General features: G+C 71.4%; 16 protein-coding genes. 9 read left to right on the top strand and 7 right to left on the bottom strand.

The window, feature by feature from the left end; translation table 11 throughout:
- Window positions 1-15: 15 nt before the first annotated feature.
- Entirely contained in the window at window positions 16-2,073 is a 2,058-nt protein-coding gene (locus AB0K35_RS17750; protein WP_357361224.1) for a DNA topoisomerase IV subunit B, read from the bottom strand.
- A 277-nt stretch (window positions 2,074-2,350) separates the two neighbouring features.
- Here AB0K35_RS17750 and AB0K35_RS17745 point away from each other — a divergent pair, with 277 nt between their 5' ends.
- From AB0K35_RS17745 to AB0K35_RS17735, 3 genes are all read left to right on the top strand, one after another.
- Window positions 2,351-3,049, top strand: coding sequence for a hypothetical protein (locus AB0K35_RS17745; RefSeq protein WP_363886293.1), 699 nt, complete (start codon window positions 2,351-2,353; stop codon window positions 3,047-3,049).
- 198 nt (window positions 3,050-3,247) lie between these two features.
- A complete protein-coding gene (locus AB0K35_RS17740; protein ID WP_238669322.1) occupies window positions 3,248-4,504 on the top strand; it encodes a hypothetical protein in 1,257 nt (418 codons plus the stop codon).
- Window positions 4,505-4,644: 140 nt separating this feature from the next.
- On the top strand, window positions 4,645-5,508 hold the full coding sequence (locus tag AB0K35_RS17735; protein WP_363886290.1) for an alpha/beta fold hydrolase: 864 nt from the start codon (window positions 4,645-4,647) through the stop codon (window positions 5,506-5,508).
- A gap of 19 nt (window positions 5,509-5,527) precedes the next feature.
- Here AB0K35_RS17735 and AB0K35_RS17730 read toward each other — a convergent pair whose 3' ends face one another.
- Complete coding sequence (locus AB0K35_RS17730; protein ID WP_363886288.1) at window positions 5,528-5,698, bottom strand: hypothetical protein; 171 nt, start codon at window positions 5,696-5,698, stop codon at window positions 5,528-5,530.
- Window positions 5,699-5,895: 197 nt separating this feature from the next.
- Here AB0K35_RS17730 and AB0K35_RS17725 point away from each other — a divergent pair, with 197 nt between their 5' ends.
- Together AB0K35_RS17725 and AB0K35_RS17720 are read left to right on the top strand one after the other, a co-directional pair.
- Window positions 5,896-6,525: a hypothetical protein gene (locus AB0K35_RS17725; protein ID WP_238669320.1), complete on the top strand. Its 630-nt coding sequence runs from the start codon at window positions 5,896-5,898 to the stop codon at window positions 6,523-6,525.
- Window positions 6,526-6,722: 197 nt separating this feature from the next.
- Complete coding sequence (locus AB0K35_RS17720) at window positions 6,723-7,094, top strand: hypothetical protein (RefSeq protein ID WP_238669319.1); 372 nt, start codon at window positions 6,723-6,725, stop codon at window positions 7,092-7,094.
- 36 nt (window positions 7,095-7,130) lie between these two features.
- Here the strand turns inward: AB0K35_RS17720 and AB0K35_RS17715 are convergent, their stop codons facing one another.
- The gene (locus tag AB0K35_RS17715; RefSeq protein ID WP_238669318.1) at window positions 7,131-8,036 is read right to left on the bottom strand and encodes a DUF72 domain-containing protein; all 906 of its coding nucleotides are present in this window, start codon (window positions 8,034-8,036) and stop codon (window positions 7,131-7,133) included.
- A 126-nt stretch (window positions 8,037-8,162) separates the two neighbouring features.
- On the opposite strand from AB0K35_RS17715, the gene AB0K35_RS17710 reads away from it, so the two are divergent.
- Complete coding sequence (locus tag AB0K35_RS17710) at window positions 8,163-8,666, top strand: DinB family protein (RefSeq protein ID WP_238669317.1); 504 nt, start codon at window positions 8,163-8,165, stop codon at window positions 8,664-8,666.
- A 43-nt stretch (window positions 8,667-8,709) separates the two neighbouring features.
- On the opposite strand, the gene AB0K35_RS17705 is transcribed toward AB0K35_RS17710, so the two are convergent.
- A complete protein-coding gene (locus tag AB0K35_RS17705; protein WP_238669316.1) occupies window positions 8,710-10,776 on the bottom strand; it encodes a glycogen debranching N-terminal domain-containing protein in 2,067 nt (688 codons plus the stop codon).
- On the bottom strand, window positions 10,773-11,195 hold the full coding sequence (locus AB0K35_RS17700) for an SCP2 sterol-binding domain-containing protein (RefSeq protein ID WP_238669315.1): 423 nt from the start codon (window positions 11,193-11,195) through the stop codon (window positions 10,773-10,775). The genes AB0K35_RS17705 and AB0K35_RS17700 overlap by 4 nt, the downstream gene beginning before the upstream one ends.
- 160 nt (window positions 11,196-11,355) lie before the next feature.
- Between AB0K35_RS17700 and AB0K35_RS17695 the strand changes: the two genes are divergently transcribed.
- A complete protein-coding gene (locus tag AB0K35_RS17695) occupies window positions 11,356-12,402 on the top strand; it encodes an NAD(P)-dependent alcohol dehydrogenase (protein ID WP_363886284.1) in 1,047 nt (348 codons plus the stop codon).
- Window positions 12,403-12,411: 9 nt separating this feature from the next.
- On the opposite strand, the gene AB0K35_RS17690 is transcribed toward AB0K35_RS17695, so the two are convergent.
- The gene (locus AB0K35_RS17690) at window positions 12,412-12,921 is read right to left on the bottom strand and encodes a DUF664 domain-containing protein (RefSeq protein ID WP_363886281.1); all 510 of its coding nucleotides are present in this window, start codon (window positions 12,919-12,921) and stop codon (window positions 12,412-12,414) included.
- Between the two features lie 79 nt (window positions 12,922-13,000).
- On the opposite strand from AB0K35_RS17690, the gene AB0K35_RS17685 reads away from it, so the two are divergent.
- On the top strand, window positions 13,001-13,516 hold the full coding sequence (locus AB0K35_RS17685) for a 2'-5' RNA ligase family protein (RefSeq protein ID WP_363886278.1): 516 nt from the start codon (window positions 13,001-13,003) through the stop codon (window positions 13,514-13,516).
- A 209-nt stretch (window positions 13,517-13,725) separates the two neighbouring features.
- Window positions 13,726-13,911: a hypothetical protein gene (locus tag AB0K35_RS17680; protein WP_091401337.1), complete on the top strand. Its 186-nt coding sequence runs from the start codon at window positions 13,726-13,728 to the stop codon at window positions 13,909-13,911.
- A gap of 15 nt (window positions 13,912-13,926) precedes the next feature.
- Here AB0K35_RS17680 and corA read toward each other — a convergent pair whose 3' ends face one another.
- Window positions 13,927-15,057 (bottom strand): magnesium/cobalt transporter CorA, encoded by a 1,131-nt coding sequence (gene corA / locus AB0K35_RS17675; RefSeq protein WP_238669311.1) that lies wholly within the window; start codon window positions 15,055-15,057, stop codon window positions 13,927-13,929.
- Window positions 15,058-15,107: the final 50 nt, after the last annotated feature.

Raw genomic sequence — 15,107 nt, 5'->3', positions numbered from 1 at the left:
GAACGGAAGCGGCGCTCATGCGTCGATCGCATCCCGGTCGACGCGGTCGGCGGAGTCGATGAGCCAGTTGCGACGCGGCTCGACCTTCTCGCCCATCAGCAGTTCGAGGATGCGTTCGGCGGCGTCGACGTCGTCGAGGGTGATCCGGCGGACGGCCCGGGTGGCCGGGTTCATCGTGGTGTCCCACAACTCGTCGGCGTCCATCTCACCGAGACCCTTGAACCGTGGGATGGGCGTGACGATCTGCTTGCCGGCCTTCTCCAGCTTGCGGACCGTCGTCTCCATCTCGGCCTGGGTGTAGGTGTAGACGGTCTGCGGGCTGCGCCCCTTGGTAGTGATCTTGTGCAGGGGCGGCATCGCGGCGTAGAGCCGACCCGCCTCGATCAGCGGCCGCATGTACCTGGCGAACAGGGTGATCAGCAGCGTACGGATGTGCGCGCCGTCCACGTCGGCGTCGGCCATGATCAGCACACGGCCGTAGCGCAGCGCGGAGAGGTCGAAGGTGCGCCCCGAGCCGGCGCCGAGGACCTGCACGATGGCCGCGCACTCGGCATTGTCCAGAACCTGCTGGAGGTTGGCCTTCTGCACATTGAGGATCTTGCCGCGGATCGGCAGCAGCGCCTGGTATTCCGAGGAACGGGCCATCCGGCTCGTACCCAGGGCGCTGTCACCCTCGACGATGAACAGCTCGCTACGGTCGATGCCAGTGGCCCGGCAGTCGACGAGCTTCGGCGGCATGGACGCGCCCTCCAGGGCCGTCTTGCGCCGGGCGGCGTCCTTCTGTTGCTTCTGGGTGAGTCGCACCCGGGCGGCGTCGACGATCTTCTGCAGGACGGTGCGCGCCTCGGCCTTGGTGCGCCGGTCCTCCAGCCAGGCCTTGATGTGCGCGTCGACCAGGGACTGGAGAACCTTGGTGATGCCGGTGGTGGAGAGCTCGTCCTTGGTCTGCGAGGTGAACTGCGGCTCGGGGATCCGCACGTGCACCACCGCCGTCATCCCCTCCAGGACGTCGTCAAGGGTGGGCGGCTCCTCCTTGGCCTTGAGCAGACCACGGGTGTTGCGGATCGCGTCGGCGAGCGCACGGACGAGGGCCCGCTCGAACCCCTTGCGGTGGGTGCCGCCGTGCGCGTTGCGGATGGTGTTGGTGAAGCACTCGACGGTGCGCTCGTAACCGGTGCCCCACCGGAACGCCACCTCGACCTCGGCACGCCGCTGCACGTTGGACTGCATGACGCCGTTGGCGTCGGCGGCGTTCTCCCGGTAGGTGCCCTCGCCGTTGACCAGCAGGGTGCCGGAGACCGGCCGGTCGCCGGCCGGGGCGAGGAACTCCACCATGTCGCTGAGCCCGTTGGGGTAGTGGAACCGCTCCTCGGCGGGAGTCTCGCCGGTCAGGTCGCGCAGCAGGTAGGTCACGCCGGGGACCAGGAACGCGGTGTTGCGGAGCTTCATCCGGACGGCGTCGACGTCGAGCGCAGCGCCGGTCTCGAAGTAACGGGCGTCGTGCCACCAGCGGATCGAGGTGCCGGTGCGCTGGCCGCGCTTCATGGCACCGGTCACCTGGAGCCCCGGGCCGGCGGTGAAGAGGGCGTCCGGCCCGTCGCCGTCGAAGATGCCCGGGACGCCGTGCCGGAACGACATCGCGTGGACCTTGCCGGCCCGGCGGACGGTCACGTCGAAGCGGCGGGACAACGCGTTGACAGCCGATGCGCCGACGCCGTGCAGACCGCCGGAGGTCTTGTAGCCGGAGCCGCCGAACTTGCCGCCGGCGTGCAGCCGGGTCAGCACCAACTCGACACCGGAGATGCCGGACTTGGCGTGCACGTCGGTGGGAATGCCCCGGCCGTCGTCGTCGACCTGCACCGAGCCGTCGGCGTGCAGGATCACCTCGACGTGGCTGGCGTGACCGGCGACACCCTCGTCGGTGGAGTTGTCGAGGATCTCGTTGACGAGGTGACCCACGCCACGGCTGTCAGTGGAACCGATGTACATGCCGGGCCGCTTGCGGACAGCGTCCAGCCCCTCAAGGTGGGTGAGGTCATCGGCCCCGTACAGGGTGTCAGGCTCTGCGGTCAACTGGTCGTACTCCCCGGTCTCGGCGGTGTGCTGCCGGTCACCGGCGACATCAGCCGGCGTGGCGCGCCGCAGCGAGCCTAGCCCGAGGCTAGGACAACCACCGGAGGACCTACGCGACCCGCCGCGCGCGCCCCTCCGGACGTGAGCCAACGAACAGCCGGCGGGTGATCACGGGACCACGCAGAGACAGCGTCACCGATATGCTCGCTCATGATCGCGGCCGGTTTGCGCGCGGGGTGCACGCCGTCCGGGTCGAGGAGATCAGGAGGCGGTCGAGATGGACGCGACGATTCACGACGCCCTGCAACGCTCCCTCGGCACCTGGACCCGACGGTGGCTGCTGGTGGGCACCCTGGTGGCGGGGCTGCTGGCCGCCGTGGCGCTGGTCGCGGCGGCGGCTCCCGCCGACCGGAGCTTCACCGAACTCTCACGCACTGTGCAGAGCCTGATGTCGGTCGCGACCCCGCTCTTCGGCATCCTGCTGGTGCGTGACCTGCGCCGGGCGCCCGTCCGCCTTCCGGTCCTGCCCACAGTGCTTGCGGTGGGGTTGCCAGCGGTCGTCATCGGCGTGGCCGGTGTGCTGATCTGCGCCGCGACGCTGGCGCTCACCCCGGCCGATGTCGCCGACGACCCGTGGCGGTTCGCCGGGACGACCGCGGTGGGCGGTGTGCTGGTGCAGATCGCCGCCGGCCTGGTGGGCACCGGCCTGGGCCTGCTGCTGCGCTCGGTGGTGGTGGCGTTCCTGGCCACGATCATCCTGCCGCTGGGGCTGTTCACGCTGCTGGGCGCCGTGGACGCCCTCCGTCCGGCGCAGCCGTGGCTCACCCCGTTCGGCAGCGTGCGCAACCTGTTCTCGGGGCAGATGAGCGCGCTGCGGTGGGTGCAGTGGCTGTGCGTACTCCTGGTCTGGGGTGTCGGTCTGAACGCCGTGGGCACGGCCCTGCTGCACCGCCGCGACCGCCCGGCCGGTCACTGACTCTCCGCGCCGACGGGCGCGGGTCGGTGGGTTCGGCAACCCGGAGCGCGGGTCCACTCTCGACGCCGTAGACCCTCCTGCCTTCGTGCGCGTGTCGTTCGTCGAACGAATCTGTTACGGGCCATTGACGCCCGTCGCGCCGGGGTGATCTGATCGCGCTCTCAGAGAATCTTTCATCTTTCGATGGATGGGGGCCCCATGCCCAGGTTCCGGCGTACCGCGCTCGCCGCGGGACTAACGATCGCCATGGCCGCGTTGTCGACCGCCGTCGCGCTGCCCGCACCCGCGTCCGCCGCGTTACCCACCGCCGCGGTGGCACTCGGGGACAGCTTCATCAGCGGCGAGGGCGCCGGGGCGTACACCCCTGTCGTCGACGTCAACGGAGTCAGCCAGGGCTTCCCCGGCTGGACGGCGGCGAACAACAACGCGTACTTCTGCCACCGTTCGGCGAACGCCTCGCTCAACCAGGCCAACCTGCCGGGCATCCAGAACCGGTTCAACCTGGCCTGCTCCGGTGGGCAGCCGCACGACATCGCCAACGCCTCCCAGGCGCGGACCAACGGTCGTACCGTCGCCTCGCAGCTGAGTCAGCTGCGCGCCGTCGCGCAGACCCAGGACATCGACCTGGTGCTGGTCGGCCTCGGCTCCAACAACAGCTCCTTCACCTTCGGCAGCGTCGCGGAGAAGTGCGCCAACCGGTTCATCGCCGACGCCTGGACCGGCTGGTGGGAGTTCTGGGCGTACCTGAACGGGCCGGTCGAGCAGAAGCCGTGCAGCGACGCCGACCTGGCCACCGCCGCGCAGCTCAGCGCCGCGACCGCGGAGACCACAGCGGCCGTACGCCAGATCCTGACCACCCTCGACCAGGTGGACGCGGACGGGCAGCACCGGGTGGTGTTCCAGGACTACACGAACCCGCTGCCGCTGGACCTGAACCAGCAGTTCCACGAGGAGGACAGCCGGGACGACACCCGGGACAAGTTCCGTGACCTGGGGGCCGAGCGGTACGCGGCCGGATGCCCGATCCACCGGGCCAGCCTGGCGCCCGGGCACCGCTTCTCGCAGGGTCTGGGCAGCATCGTGAAGTCCACCCGGGACACTCTCGCCGCCGAGTTCCCCGCCGACGAACTGGTCTACCTGAACGTGCAGCAGGCCTTCAACGGCGCCCGGCTCTGCGAGCAGACCAGCAGCCCGAGCGGTGCGCTGGCCACTCCGATCCGGCTCCAGGACGGCGCGACCGGCACCTTCGTCACCAGCCTCGCCGGTAAGGACAAGATCGCCATCCAGCGGATCGCCAACACCTGCGTCAGCTACTTCCAGACCTGCCAGGAGTCGTGGCACCCGAACGCCACCGGGCACCAGGTCCTCGGTCAGTGCCTGAGCGGCGCGGCCTCCACCAGCGCCCGTTCGGTGGCCTGTGTCCGGGCCAGCAACGGGGCGATCTCGGTCTCCTGACCCCAGCGTCCATCGGAGGGCTCCGCCGGTCGGCGGGGCCCTCCGTCGTGTCCGCGGAGCGCGCGGCGCAGCCGCACAACGGCCGCCGAGCCGGTGGCCTGCTGCTACCCGGCGGTAACGTCAGGCCGTAGGCTGGGCCGATGAACGGGGATGCGGAGTACGCGCAGGAGTTCGTCGAGGTCGATGGCGGCCGGCTGGGTGTGCAGGTCTACCCGGAGCCGGCCGGAGCGCCGGGTGCGCCGATGGTCGTGATCTGGCCCGCGATGGGTGTCCGGGCCCGGTACTACCGGCCCTTCGCCGCCGCGCTGCGCGCAGCCGGGCTGGGCGTGGTCGTGGCCGACCTGCGCGGCACCGGGGCGAGCACGCCCGCGCCGAGCCGGGCGGACCGGCACGGTTACGCCGAACTGGCCGACGACGTCGGCGCCGTCCTGGCCGCCCTCAAACCACGACTGGACGGACGCACCCGACTGCTTCTCGGGCACTCGCTCGGCGGGCAGGCCGCACTGCTGCACCTCGCCCTGCACGGCGGCGACGAGGTGGACGGGTTGGCGCTGATCGCTGTCGGCATCCCGTACTGGCGGACCTACCCGGGCCGACGGGGCCTCGGCGTGCTGCCCTACACCCAGGGGATCGCCGCCACCGCCACGCTGTTCGGGGTCTGGCCGGGCTGGGGCTTCGGCGGTCGGCAGGCACGCGGCGTGATGCGCGACTGGGCCCACACCGCGCGGACCGGCCGATTTCCCCGGCTCGACGGTACGGACACCGAGGCGGCGGTCCGCGCGGTGCGGACCCCGGTGCTGGCAGTCAGTGTGGACGACGACCAGTTCACCCCGCACGAGACCATGGATCACCTCTGCGCGAAGCTCGCCGGCGCGCCGGTGACCCGGGAGCGGTACTCAGTGGCGCAGGCCGGTGCGACGTTGGACCACTTCACCTGGGTTCGCGCGAGCGTCCCGCTGGCACGGCGGATCGCCGGTTTCGCCGGCGACCTGCCGCCCCGCTGAGCCGTACCGACCGGTCGGCTCACTCGTCCTGGTCCAGCGGCACCAGTTCACCGTCGCGTTCCACCTGGACCTCGCCGTGCTCCTTGCGGGGCGCGACCTCTGCGGTGTTCCGGTGTGGGTCGTTGTCGGGGTGCATGAGCACCGCGTCTGTTTTGGGGGTCTTCTCCCGGCTCTCGTCCGGCTGCGACATCGCGTTCCCCTCTCGTCGGCGTCGCTCGGGATCTACCCGCCACCGGGCGAACGACTCCTGCCCGGGCCATGCCGACCCACCGACGCCACCGATGTCCGGTAACTGCCCGCCACGGGCCGCATCGGCCCAGGCGGGGCGGGGTTAGCTGCCCGACCGGCGGGTAAGCCGCACCGCCCGACACGGCGGAAGGGGATCACATGTCCGAACGGCACACCGCACTGCGCTCGATGCACGATCTGGGCCTGGCGGCCTGGTTTGGCGGCTCCCTCATGGGTGCCTTCGGCGTCAACGGCGCAGCGGCGAAAATCAGCGACTCGACCCAGCGGCTCCCGGTCGCCTCGGCCGGATGGTCCAAGTGGACACCGGTCAACGCGGCCGCGATCGGCGCCCACCTCGCCGGCGCCGTCGGTGAGTTGGTGACCGAGAGCCCACGGGTGGCGGCCCAGTCCGGCGTGGGCCGGGCCAGCGCCATCAAGACCGCGTTGACCATCGGCGCGCTGGCGGTCACCGGCTACAGCCGGTTGGTCGGCATGCGGCTGGAGAAGGCGGGCGGTCCGTCGGTGAGCGGCGCCACCGAGCCGAACCACCAGACCCCGGCCAGCGTGGCCTCGTCGCAGCGGCAGATGAAGCTGCTCCAGTGGGCCATTCCGGCGCTGACCGGGACCCTGGTGGTGGTCACCGCGTACATGGGTGAGCAGCAGAAGCCCGGCCAGGTGTTCCGCGGGATGCTCGGTCGCGCCGGTGGGATGAAGGGCGCCTCGAAGACCATGATCAAGATGGCGGGAATGAGCAACGGCAAGCGGCCGATGGCGATGGCCGGACGCTGAACGTCGGGCCGGCCGGCGTCCCGCCGCCACCTCGACGGCGGGGCGCTGGCCGGCCCTACGCGCGCACCGGAGCGACGACGGATCCCGCGCGCGGCGGCGTGCCGGCGACCTGTCGTACGCCGCACTCGGGCCGGCTGTCCCGGCCTGGGCAGGGCACATCGTCCGCCGGCGGCGGCGGACCGACGAGCGGGGTGGCCATGACGGCGCACAAGGGACGCAGCGGTGACAACGACCGGCTGGAGCCGGAGGCGACCAAGCCGTGGGGCACCGGCGACGGCTTCGACGCCGACGCGCCCTGGGGCACTGGCGACGACTCACCGATGGACGAGGGCAGCGAGGAGACCGCGGTGCCCGAGGGGCGGCGCGGAGAGCGACGCGCGGGTGCTCCGGCGGGCCGGTCCGACCCGGCGGGACGACACGGCTTCGGGTCGGTGGAGCCGACCCGTACGACGATGGCCGGGCCGGGTGCCCCACCCGATCCCGCCCCCAGCGGTCGGAGCTTTCCCGACGACGCGGACATCGGCGAGTCGACCCAGGACGCCCTGCGCAGCCGGGGACGACGGTCCTGAGCGGACCGGTGCCCGGCCGGGCGGCCCGTGCCGCGATCAGCCGGTCGCCGGGACGGCCTGCTCGACGAGCATCGTCTCGGCGAGCACCTGCGCCAGCCTGGTGGCATCGCGCTGGGCCTGCCCGGCACAGCAGTTGTTGAACAGCACGTGCAGCTCGTCGGGGGCATCGGCGAACTCGGCCAGCAGCCCGGCCCAGTGCCGCAGCTCGTCCTCGGCGTACGCGTACCGGAACTTCTCCTGCTTGTCGCCCTCGCCCCAGGCGTCGCTGTGACCATGGAACCGGACGATCGCCGGTTCCGCCGTCATGGTCAGGATCGGTGGCACCGACGACGGGTGCCCCTGTGGCATGTCGACGCAGACCACTGACAGGTCGTGGGCGCGGAGCAGGTCCAGAGTGTCCGCCGCGCCGTCGTCGTCCAACCAGGAGCCGTGTCGCAGCTCGACAGCGACCCGCCACGGCCGGCAGCGCTGCGCCAGCTCGACGATCCGGCGTTCGGCCGCGGGGCTGCGCACCAGCCACGGCGGGAACTGCAACATCACCACGCCGAGCTTGCCGGCGGCCGCGATCGGGTCGAGGGCCGCGTGGAACCGGGCCCACAGCTCGTCGTACGCCGGCTCCGGCAGGTCTCGGCGGCGGATCCGGCTCGGACCGCTGGCCGGTCGCAGGTCCCGGGGCAGCACGGCGACCGGTGTCGGGTGACCGGTGAAGAGGCTGAACGCCTTGACGTCGAAGGTGAAGTCGTCAGGTGTGGCGTCCACCCAGCCCTGGGTCGTCTCCGGCACCGGTATGGCGTAGTAGGACGTGTCCACCTCGACCATCGGGAACTGGCTGGCGTAGAAGCCCAGTCGACGGGCCGGCGTGCTGGCCGAGCGTGGGTACCACCCGGAGCGCAGCAGGGACTGGTCCGCCCAGGACGACGTGCCCACCTTAATCACACCCATGTCATCCAGTGGACCGCCGCCGGCGCCGATCGGCAACCGCTGGCGGGTCGACCGGTGTCGTGCCCGCAAAGTGTCGGTGCCGCGCCCTACGGTGGCACCGGGTGGACATCAACGAAGGGTGGCGGCATGACCAGCACTGAGCAGCTCACCGGTGAGCGCACCGACCTCCTGCAGACACTCCGCAGGCACCGCGGTTTCCTCCTGCAGACGGTCGACGGGCTCACCGACGAGCAGGCGGCCAGCCGCCCCACCGTCAGCGGGCTCTGCCTCGGCGGCCTCATCAAGCACGTGTCCGGCGTCGAGCACCGTTGGATGCTCTTCGCCGTCGGCGGCGCGGAGGCGATGGGCCGCGAGGAGATCGACTGGGTCGGTCAGTTCCAGATGTTGCCGGGCGAGACCCTCGCCGGGCTGGTCGAGCGCTTCCAGGAGGTCGCCGCCCAGACCGACGAGTTGGCCGCCACCCTGGACCTGGACGCGGCGCACCCGCTGCCGCAGGCGCCCTGGTTCGAGGCGGGTGCGAGCTGGACGATCCGCCGGGTGCTGCTGCACCTGATCGCCGAGACGGCCCAGCACGCCGGGCACGCCGACATCCTGCGGGAGTCGATCGACGGCGCCAAGACCATGGGCTGACTCCGACACCGACCGTCGCCGGGCCGAGCGCTGCCGCACCGCCTCACCGCAGACCGTGCCGGCGTTCGGTGGTCCGGTCTCTCGCGTAGGCGTCGGAGTGACCCCAACGGCCCGGGATGTCCAGCAGTTCCAGCCGACCGAACCCCTCCGGCACCGCCGGGTTCACCAACAGGTTGTCGCCGGTGGGTCGCAGGCCCAGCATGGTGCCGAGCAGCATCAGCAACGCTCCCGACGACCACGCCTGCGGGCGGCAACTCGTCGCCAACTGCACGGGGTAGGTCGTCAGGCTGCGCTCGTAGCCGGCGATCATCTCCGGCGCCGCGCCACCGAGCGTCTGCGCCATGTCGAAGATGCCGTCCGCGATCCGGGCCGCCTGCACGTCGAGGCGGTAGCGGCGCAACCCGGCCGCGATCAGCGCGTTGTCCGACGGCCACACCGCGCCCAGGTGCGTGCCCACCGGGTTGTACGTGCGCTGCCCCGTGGCGAACGTGCGTACCCCCCACCCGTTGAACAGCCGCGGCCCGACCAGGTGCCCGGCGACCGCCTCCGCCCGGTCGTCCGCAACGATCCCGCTCCACAGCAGATGCCCGATGTTGGAGGCCAGCGCGTCGACCGGTTCGCCGTACGGGTCGAGCGCCAACGCGTAGTACTCCCGGTGTGGCAGCCAGAAGTCAGTGTTGAAGCGCTCCTTCAGCGCTTCCGCCTCCCGTTCCAACCGATCGGCGTACGCGGGGTCGCCCCAGAACTCCCGGGCCATCCGGGCGCCACGCCGCTTCGCGTCGTACGCGTAGCCCTGCAACTCGCAGGTGGCCCGGGGGAAGGCGGGTTGCCGACCGTGGGCGTCGACGATGGCGTCCGGGGAGTCCTTCCAGCACTGGTTGATCGTGCCGTCGCGCTCGTTGCGGCGCTGGTAGCGCAGGTAGCCGTCCCCGGTCAGGTCGCCGTACTCGTCGATCCAGTCCAGCGCCATCCGGGCCGGGTGGCGCAGCTCGCGGACCAGGTCCGCGTCACCGGACCAGCGCTCGTACTCGTCGAGCAGCACGACGAAGAGCGGTGTGGTGTCCGCCGCACCGTAGTAGAGCGCGCTCACCCGGTCGCTGAACGCCCCCGTCTCGCCGTACCGGAGGTGGGCCAGGATCTTGCCGGGCTCCTCGTCCAACGCGTCGTCGAGTTGGCCGCCCTGCATGAGCGCCAGCATCCGTAGCGTCGCCGGAGCCAGTTCGGGGGTGAAGGCCACCGTCTGGAGGCAGGTGATGAGGGCGTCCCGGCCACACAACCCCATCGCCCACGGCAGACCACCGATGGGCACCCGCTCGCGGTATGACAGCGGCTGGTAGCGCAGCGCCGCCAGGTCCGCGAGGCTGCCCTGGTAGAGCTCCTCCAGGCCCTTGCGTTCGGCCACCAGCTGCGGCGCCCGGTCCAGCCACTGCGCCAGGTCCTCGCGCATCCCCGTCCGTACGGTCTGCTGGTGCGACTGCAGGTCGGTGCGGAGATCCCGGCCCTCCGCGCCACCCATTGTCACGCTGACGTGCAGATCGGTCTCCCACTTCCCCTCGGGTTCGATCCGGATCCGGAACGTCATCCCCCGCTCGTCCACCTCGGCGGGGACGGTGCTGCGCACTGTGGTTTCGCGAACGAACCGGTCCCGCTGGTAGCGCAGCACGAGGCGGTGACGCGCCGGGTCGGCGGTGACCTCGATGGCCCGCTGCCGGAGCTGCCCGAGCTGCCCGACCTCGACGATGTCGGTGAAGTCGCTGGCCATCTCCACCCGGACGGTGAACTCGGCGGGCTGCGACGAGTGGTTGAGCACCGTGATGTTCTCGTGGAAGCAGTCGTGCACCGAGCGGTGCCTGATGATCGACACGTCGGCGTCGACGTAGTGGCTCGCCGCACCGGGGACCAGGAAGAACCGGGTTTCGAAGTAGGTGAGGTCGTCGCGGGAGAGCGCGTTGATCCGTTCACCGTCGATCCTGAGCACCCAGTGGGACAGGAATCTGGTGTCGTACGCGAAGAGTCCGGACGGAGCCTGCGGTTCGGCCTCGATGTCGCCCTGGGCGTCGCTGATGGCGAACACGTTGCCCGCGATGAGGTGCACCAGTTCCTGCTTCACGACCGCTCATCCCGAGCGGTCGTCTCGGGCCCAGCGTGCCCGGCCCGGCCGGCCAGCGCGGCCCGGCCCAGCTCGTGCGGATGACGGGCGCCGTCCGGCCCGGGGAAGATCCGCCGCAGCAGCATCAGCAGTTGCATGTTGCCCTGCACGGTCAGCTCGTTGCGCAACAGGCCCGCGCCCGGGTGCAGCCCGCCGCGGGCCATCCGGTCGAAGACCGCCCGGTCGGCCCGCACCACCAGCTCGGCGTCGTCGGCCGAGCGGGTCACCCGGACCTGCTGGTCGGCGATGGTCAGGTACCAGTGATTGGTGCTGCCGTCGTCGCGGACATCCAACCGCAGCGTCCCCGCTGTGGTCTCCGGCAGGTCGGGCCTCCGACCGGTGTCCAGCTGTCGCAGGTACTGCTCCGCCGTCGCGCCCATCGGGTCCCCTCCCCACGGTTTCCCGCAGGATCACCCGCGTCGGGGTGAGCCCGGTTCACCCGGAACGGGTGAGGTGCCAGATCTGTCCTGGCCTCGGCTTGTTTGTTCTGGAACGAGGTGGGCAGCCCATGGTTCAGTCGAGACGGACGGGAGTAGCGGTATGCGCGCGCTGCGGTTGCGGGAGTGGAAGTCGGAACCGGAGTTGGTCGAGGTTCCCGATCCGACGCCGGGGCCGGGTCAGGTGGTGGTCCGGGTCGGCGGTGCCGGCGCCTGCCATTCCGACCTGCACCTCATGGACGAGTTCGAGCCCGGCACGATGCCCTGGAACCCACCGTTCACCCTCGGGCACGAGAACGCCGGCTGGGTGCACGCCCTCGGCGATGGGGTGACCGGGTTGTCCGTCGGCCAACCGGTCGCCGTCTTCGGCGCGTGGGGCTGCGGCACCTGCGCCCGATGCCGGGTCGGGGTCGACCCGTACTGCGAGAACCCGTCCGCTGCGCCGGTACCGAGCGGGGGCGGCGGGCTCGGACTGGACGGCGGCATGGCCGAGTTCGAGCTGGTCCCGGACGCGCGGCACGTCGTGCCTCTTCCGGAGGGCCTGGATCCGGCGCAAGCCGCACCGTTGACCGACGCGGGACTCACCCCGTACCACGCCATCCGGCGTTCCTGGCCGAAGCTGCCACCGGGCAGCACGGCAGTCGTGATCGGGGTCGGCGGGCTGGGGCATGTGGGTGTGCAGATCCTCAAGGCCACCACAGCCGCGCGCGTGGTCGCCGTGGACACCCGAGCTGAGGCGCTGCGGCTGGCCGAGGAGTGCGGCGCCGAGCGCACCGTGACCGCCGGACCGACCGCCGCCGAGGAGATCCGGGACGCCACCGGGGGGCGGGGCGCCGACGTGGTGCTGGACTTCGTCGGCACGGACACCACCCTGGCGCTCGGCGTGGCGGCGGCCCGCACCGTTGGCGACCTGACCATCGTGGGGATCGGCGGAGGCAGCGTGGGGGTGTCGTTCTTCTCCGTGCCCTACGAGGTGAGCATCGCGACCACCTACTGGGGCAGCCGCCCGGAACTGGTGGAGGTGCTCGACCTGGGTGCCCGGGGCCTGGTCCGTCCGAAGACCACCACCTTCGCGCTGGACGACGCTCTGGACGCGTACCGCCAGATGCGCGACGGCACACTGGAGGGCCGCGCGGTGATCGTGCCGTGACCCCGGCGTTCAGTCGGCCTCGATGAGGCCGCGCACGTAGGCGGCCTGGCCCACGTGTTGCAGGTCGTCGTCGACGATGCTGACCAACCTGACGCCGAGAGTGACCGGCGGGTCCCACGCCTCGTCGACCACACGGTCCAGGTCCGCCGGACCCAGGCCGGCCAGGAAGCTTCCGGTACGCGCCGCGACCGCCTGGTAGTAGTCGATCAGCGCCTGCGCGCTCTCCGGCCGCACCGCAGCGACCTGGGCGGGCGAGTGCCCGTAGCCGGTGTTGTCGGGGTCGGCGGCGAGCCCGAACCGACCCGCCCAGTCGCCGCTCACCCAGATCTGCTCGGCGTCGAGCAGGTCGGCGACGTGGTGGTCCTGCACCCGGGTGAGGTGCCAGACCAGCCAGCCGACCGAGTTGGCGCCCGGGGCGGGCTGGTGGCGCAGTTGCTCGGGGTTGAGGCCGTCGACGGCCGCGCGGACGAGGTCGGGCAGCCGGTCATACGCCTCGGTCAGCAGGTCATTCACGTCCACGGGTACGCCTTTCCTGGTCGGTTCCCTCACAGGTACCGCCGGCCCCGGACGGGCAAACCTCGGCCGCTACGGTGATCGAATGGTCGCCGCGGTGGAGTTGTACCTGGACCCGGACGCCACCCGGCGGATCCGGGCGCTCTGGGACGCCCTGGAGGCCGAGGGCGTGCAGAGCATGCGCTCGCTGCTGGAGCAGCGCCACCGTCCGCACGTCTCGCTCATGGTGGCACCCCGGTTCGACAGGGAGCAGGTCGCCGAGGCGCTGAAAGGGACGGTGGTGGCCGCCCCGCTGCGGCTCGACTTCCAGTACGCGGGCCAGTTCGTCGGTCGGGTGCTCTGGCTCGGCCCGGCACCCACACCGGAGTTGCTGGCGCACCACCGGCTGGTGCACGACCGGCTCGCCGCCGCCGGCATCGCCCTCGCCGAGCACTACCAGCCGGGGCGGTGGGTGCCGCACTGCACGCTCTCCATGCGGGTGCCGAACACGCTGATGGCCGCCGCAGTGCGCCGCTGTCTGGAGGTGTTGCCGCTGGCCGCGACAGTGGTCGGCGCGGCGCTCACCGACCACGCGCGCGGCATCGCCTACCCGCTGCCTTGACCGCGCCTCGACCATCGAGGCGTAATGTCCGGTTTGGCGGGCGACAGTCGGAAACCCGAAAACAAGCGGTGCGGATGTGGCCGGGCGTGGGAAGGTTCGAGTGGCTGTCGTACCGGTGGTGGGCTGCTCGTAGGCGGTCCGCCCGGCCGGTGTGGCGCGGGGTCACCCCGCGCCGCCCACGGCGGCTTCGACGAGGAGAGGCAGGGCCCATGCAGGCTCAGCGCAGGCCACCGCGCACGGAGCGGAGCCAGACCCGGGACGACCGGACCGGCGGCGGAATGACCGGGGCGGCCACGCCACTGACTATCTGGGCGGCGGCCGTACTGCTCGGCCGGATCGGTGCCGGCGACGACGACGTCGAGGACGAGCGGCACATCCTGCGCGGCATCGAGTGATCCCGGCCGCGCGGCTCAGAGCCAGCCGCGCCGCTTGAAGATCACATAGAGGGTGCCGCAGACCAGCAGCATCAGCAGCAGCGCGAAGAGGTAACCCAAGCGCCAGTTCAGCTCCGGCATGTGGATGAAGTTCATGCCGTACACGGTGCCGATGAGCGTGGGAGCGAAGAGGATCGCCGCCCAGGAGGAGACCTTCTTCAGCTCCTCGTTCTGGCTGTAGCTGGCCGCGGTGAGGCTGCGCATCTCCTCGTTCTGCTGCTGCGAGACGAGGGTGGCGTTGACGGTGAGGATGTTCTGCAACAGGTGCCGGAAACCGTCCACCCGCTCCACCACCTGGGTCAGGTGGTCGGTGACGTCACGCAGATAGCGGCGCAGTTCCTCGTCGGCGCTGGCGCTGCCGGCGCCGTCGGCCAGCGCGTCGAGCACGCTGAGCAGCGGACGGGCGGCCCGCTGGAACTGGATGACCTCGCGGCTGAGCCCGTAGATGCGCCGGCTGGCGTTCGGGTCGCCACCGAACACCTGGGTCTCGATCTCGTCGATGTCGTTCTCCAGTCCGGCCACCACCGGCGCGTACCCGTCGACGACCTGGTCGAGGATCGCGTAGAGGACCGCCTCCGGCCCCCGGGCGAGCATCTGCGCCTCGGTCTCCAGCCGCCGCCGCACCGCGGCCAGGTCGGGCGCCTCGCCGTGTCGCACGGTGACCACGAAGCCCGGGCCGATGAACAGGTGCAGCTCGGAGAACTCGACCTCCTCCCGGAGGTCGTCGTAGCGGGCGGCGCGCAGCACCACGAACAGGGTGTGCCCGTACCGCTCCAGCTTGGGCCGCTGGTGGGCGTTGATCGCGTCCTCGACCGCCAGGTCGTGCAGCCGAAACTCCCGCGCCAGCGAGGTGATCTGCTCGATGTCCGGCCGGTACAACCCGATCCAGGCCATCGCGCCGTCCTGCTCCTGGAGACAGCGGTACGTTTCGGCGAGGCCGGACGGCGAGGCGAACCGGTGCCCCCGGAGGTAGACCGCGCTGTCCACCAGGCCGCCGTGGGACGCGCCGGGTGACTCCGCGGACGGCGCCACGCCGACAGTCGTCTCGTACTCGTCGAGTTGGCGTCCGAAGCCATCACCCGGGCGGAAGCGACGGCCGCCGACCATGCCCTGTCCCCTCCCCCGGGTGCCGTCCCATCCAGCCCGGGGCGCTGCTT

Origin of the sequence: Micromonospora sp. NPDC053740, from assembly GCF_040677775.1 — a bacterium.
Classification (GTDB): domain Bacteria; phylum Actinomycetota; class Actinomycetes; order Mycobacteriales; family Micromonosporaceae; genus Micromonospora; species Micromonospora alfalfae.
The sequence above is the reverse complement of the archived record's forward strand: the minus strand, read 5'-3'. Positions and strand labels throughout refer to the sequence as shown.

Coding starts and splice junctions, on each gene's coding strand:
- AB0K35_RS17745 (WP_363886293.1), top strand. CDS start 2,351: ATGGACGCGACGATTCACGACGCCCTGCAACGCTCCCTCGGCACCTGG.
- AB0K35_RS17740 (WP_238669322.1), top strand. CDS start 3,248: ATGCCCAGGTTCCGGCGTACCGCGCTCGCCGCGGGACTAACGATCGCC.
- AB0K35_RS17735 (WP_363886290.1), top strand. CDS start 4,645: ATGAACGGGGATGCGGAGTACGCGCAGGAGTTCGTCGAGGTCGATGGC.
- AB0K35_RS17730 (WP_363886288.1), bottom strand. CDS start 5,698: ATGTCGCAGCCGGACGAGAGCCGGGAGAAGACCCCCAAAACAGACGCG.
- AB0K35_RS17725 (WP_238669320.1), top strand. CDS start 5,896: ATGTCCGAACGGCACACCGCACTGCGCTCGATGCACGATCTGGGCCTG.
- AB0K35_RS17720 (WP_238669319.1), top strand. CDS start 6,723: ATGACGGCGCACAAGGGACGCAGCGGTGACAACGACCGGCTGGAGCCG.
- AB0K35_RS17715 (WP_238669318.1), bottom strand. CDS start 8,036: ATGGGTGTGATTAAGGTGGGCACGTCGTCCTGGGCGGACCAGTCCCTG.
- AB0K35_RS17710 (WP_238669317.1), top strand. CDS start 8,163: ATGACCAGCACTGAGCAGCTCACCGGTGAGCGCACCGACCTCCTGCAG.
- AB0K35_RS17700 (WP_238669315.1), bottom strand. CDS start 11,195: ATGGGCGCGACGGCGGAGCAGTACCTGCGACAGCTGGACACCGGTCGG.
- AB0K35_RS17695 (WP_363886284.1), top strand. CDS start 11,356: ATGCGCGCGCTGCGGTTGCGGGAGTGGAAGTCGGAACCGGAGTTGGTC.
- AB0K35_RS17685 (WP_363886278.1), top strand. CDS start 13,001: ATGGTCGCCGCGGTGGAGTTGTACCTGGACCCGGACGCCACCCGGCGG.
- AB0K35_RS17680 (WP_091401337.1), top strand. CDS start 13,726: ATGCAGGCTCAGCGCAGGCCACCGCGCACGGAGCGGAGCCAGACCCGG.
- corA (WP_238669311.1), bottom strand. CDS start 15,057: ATGGTCGGCGGCCGTCGCTTCCGCCCGGGTGATGGCTTCGGACGCCAA.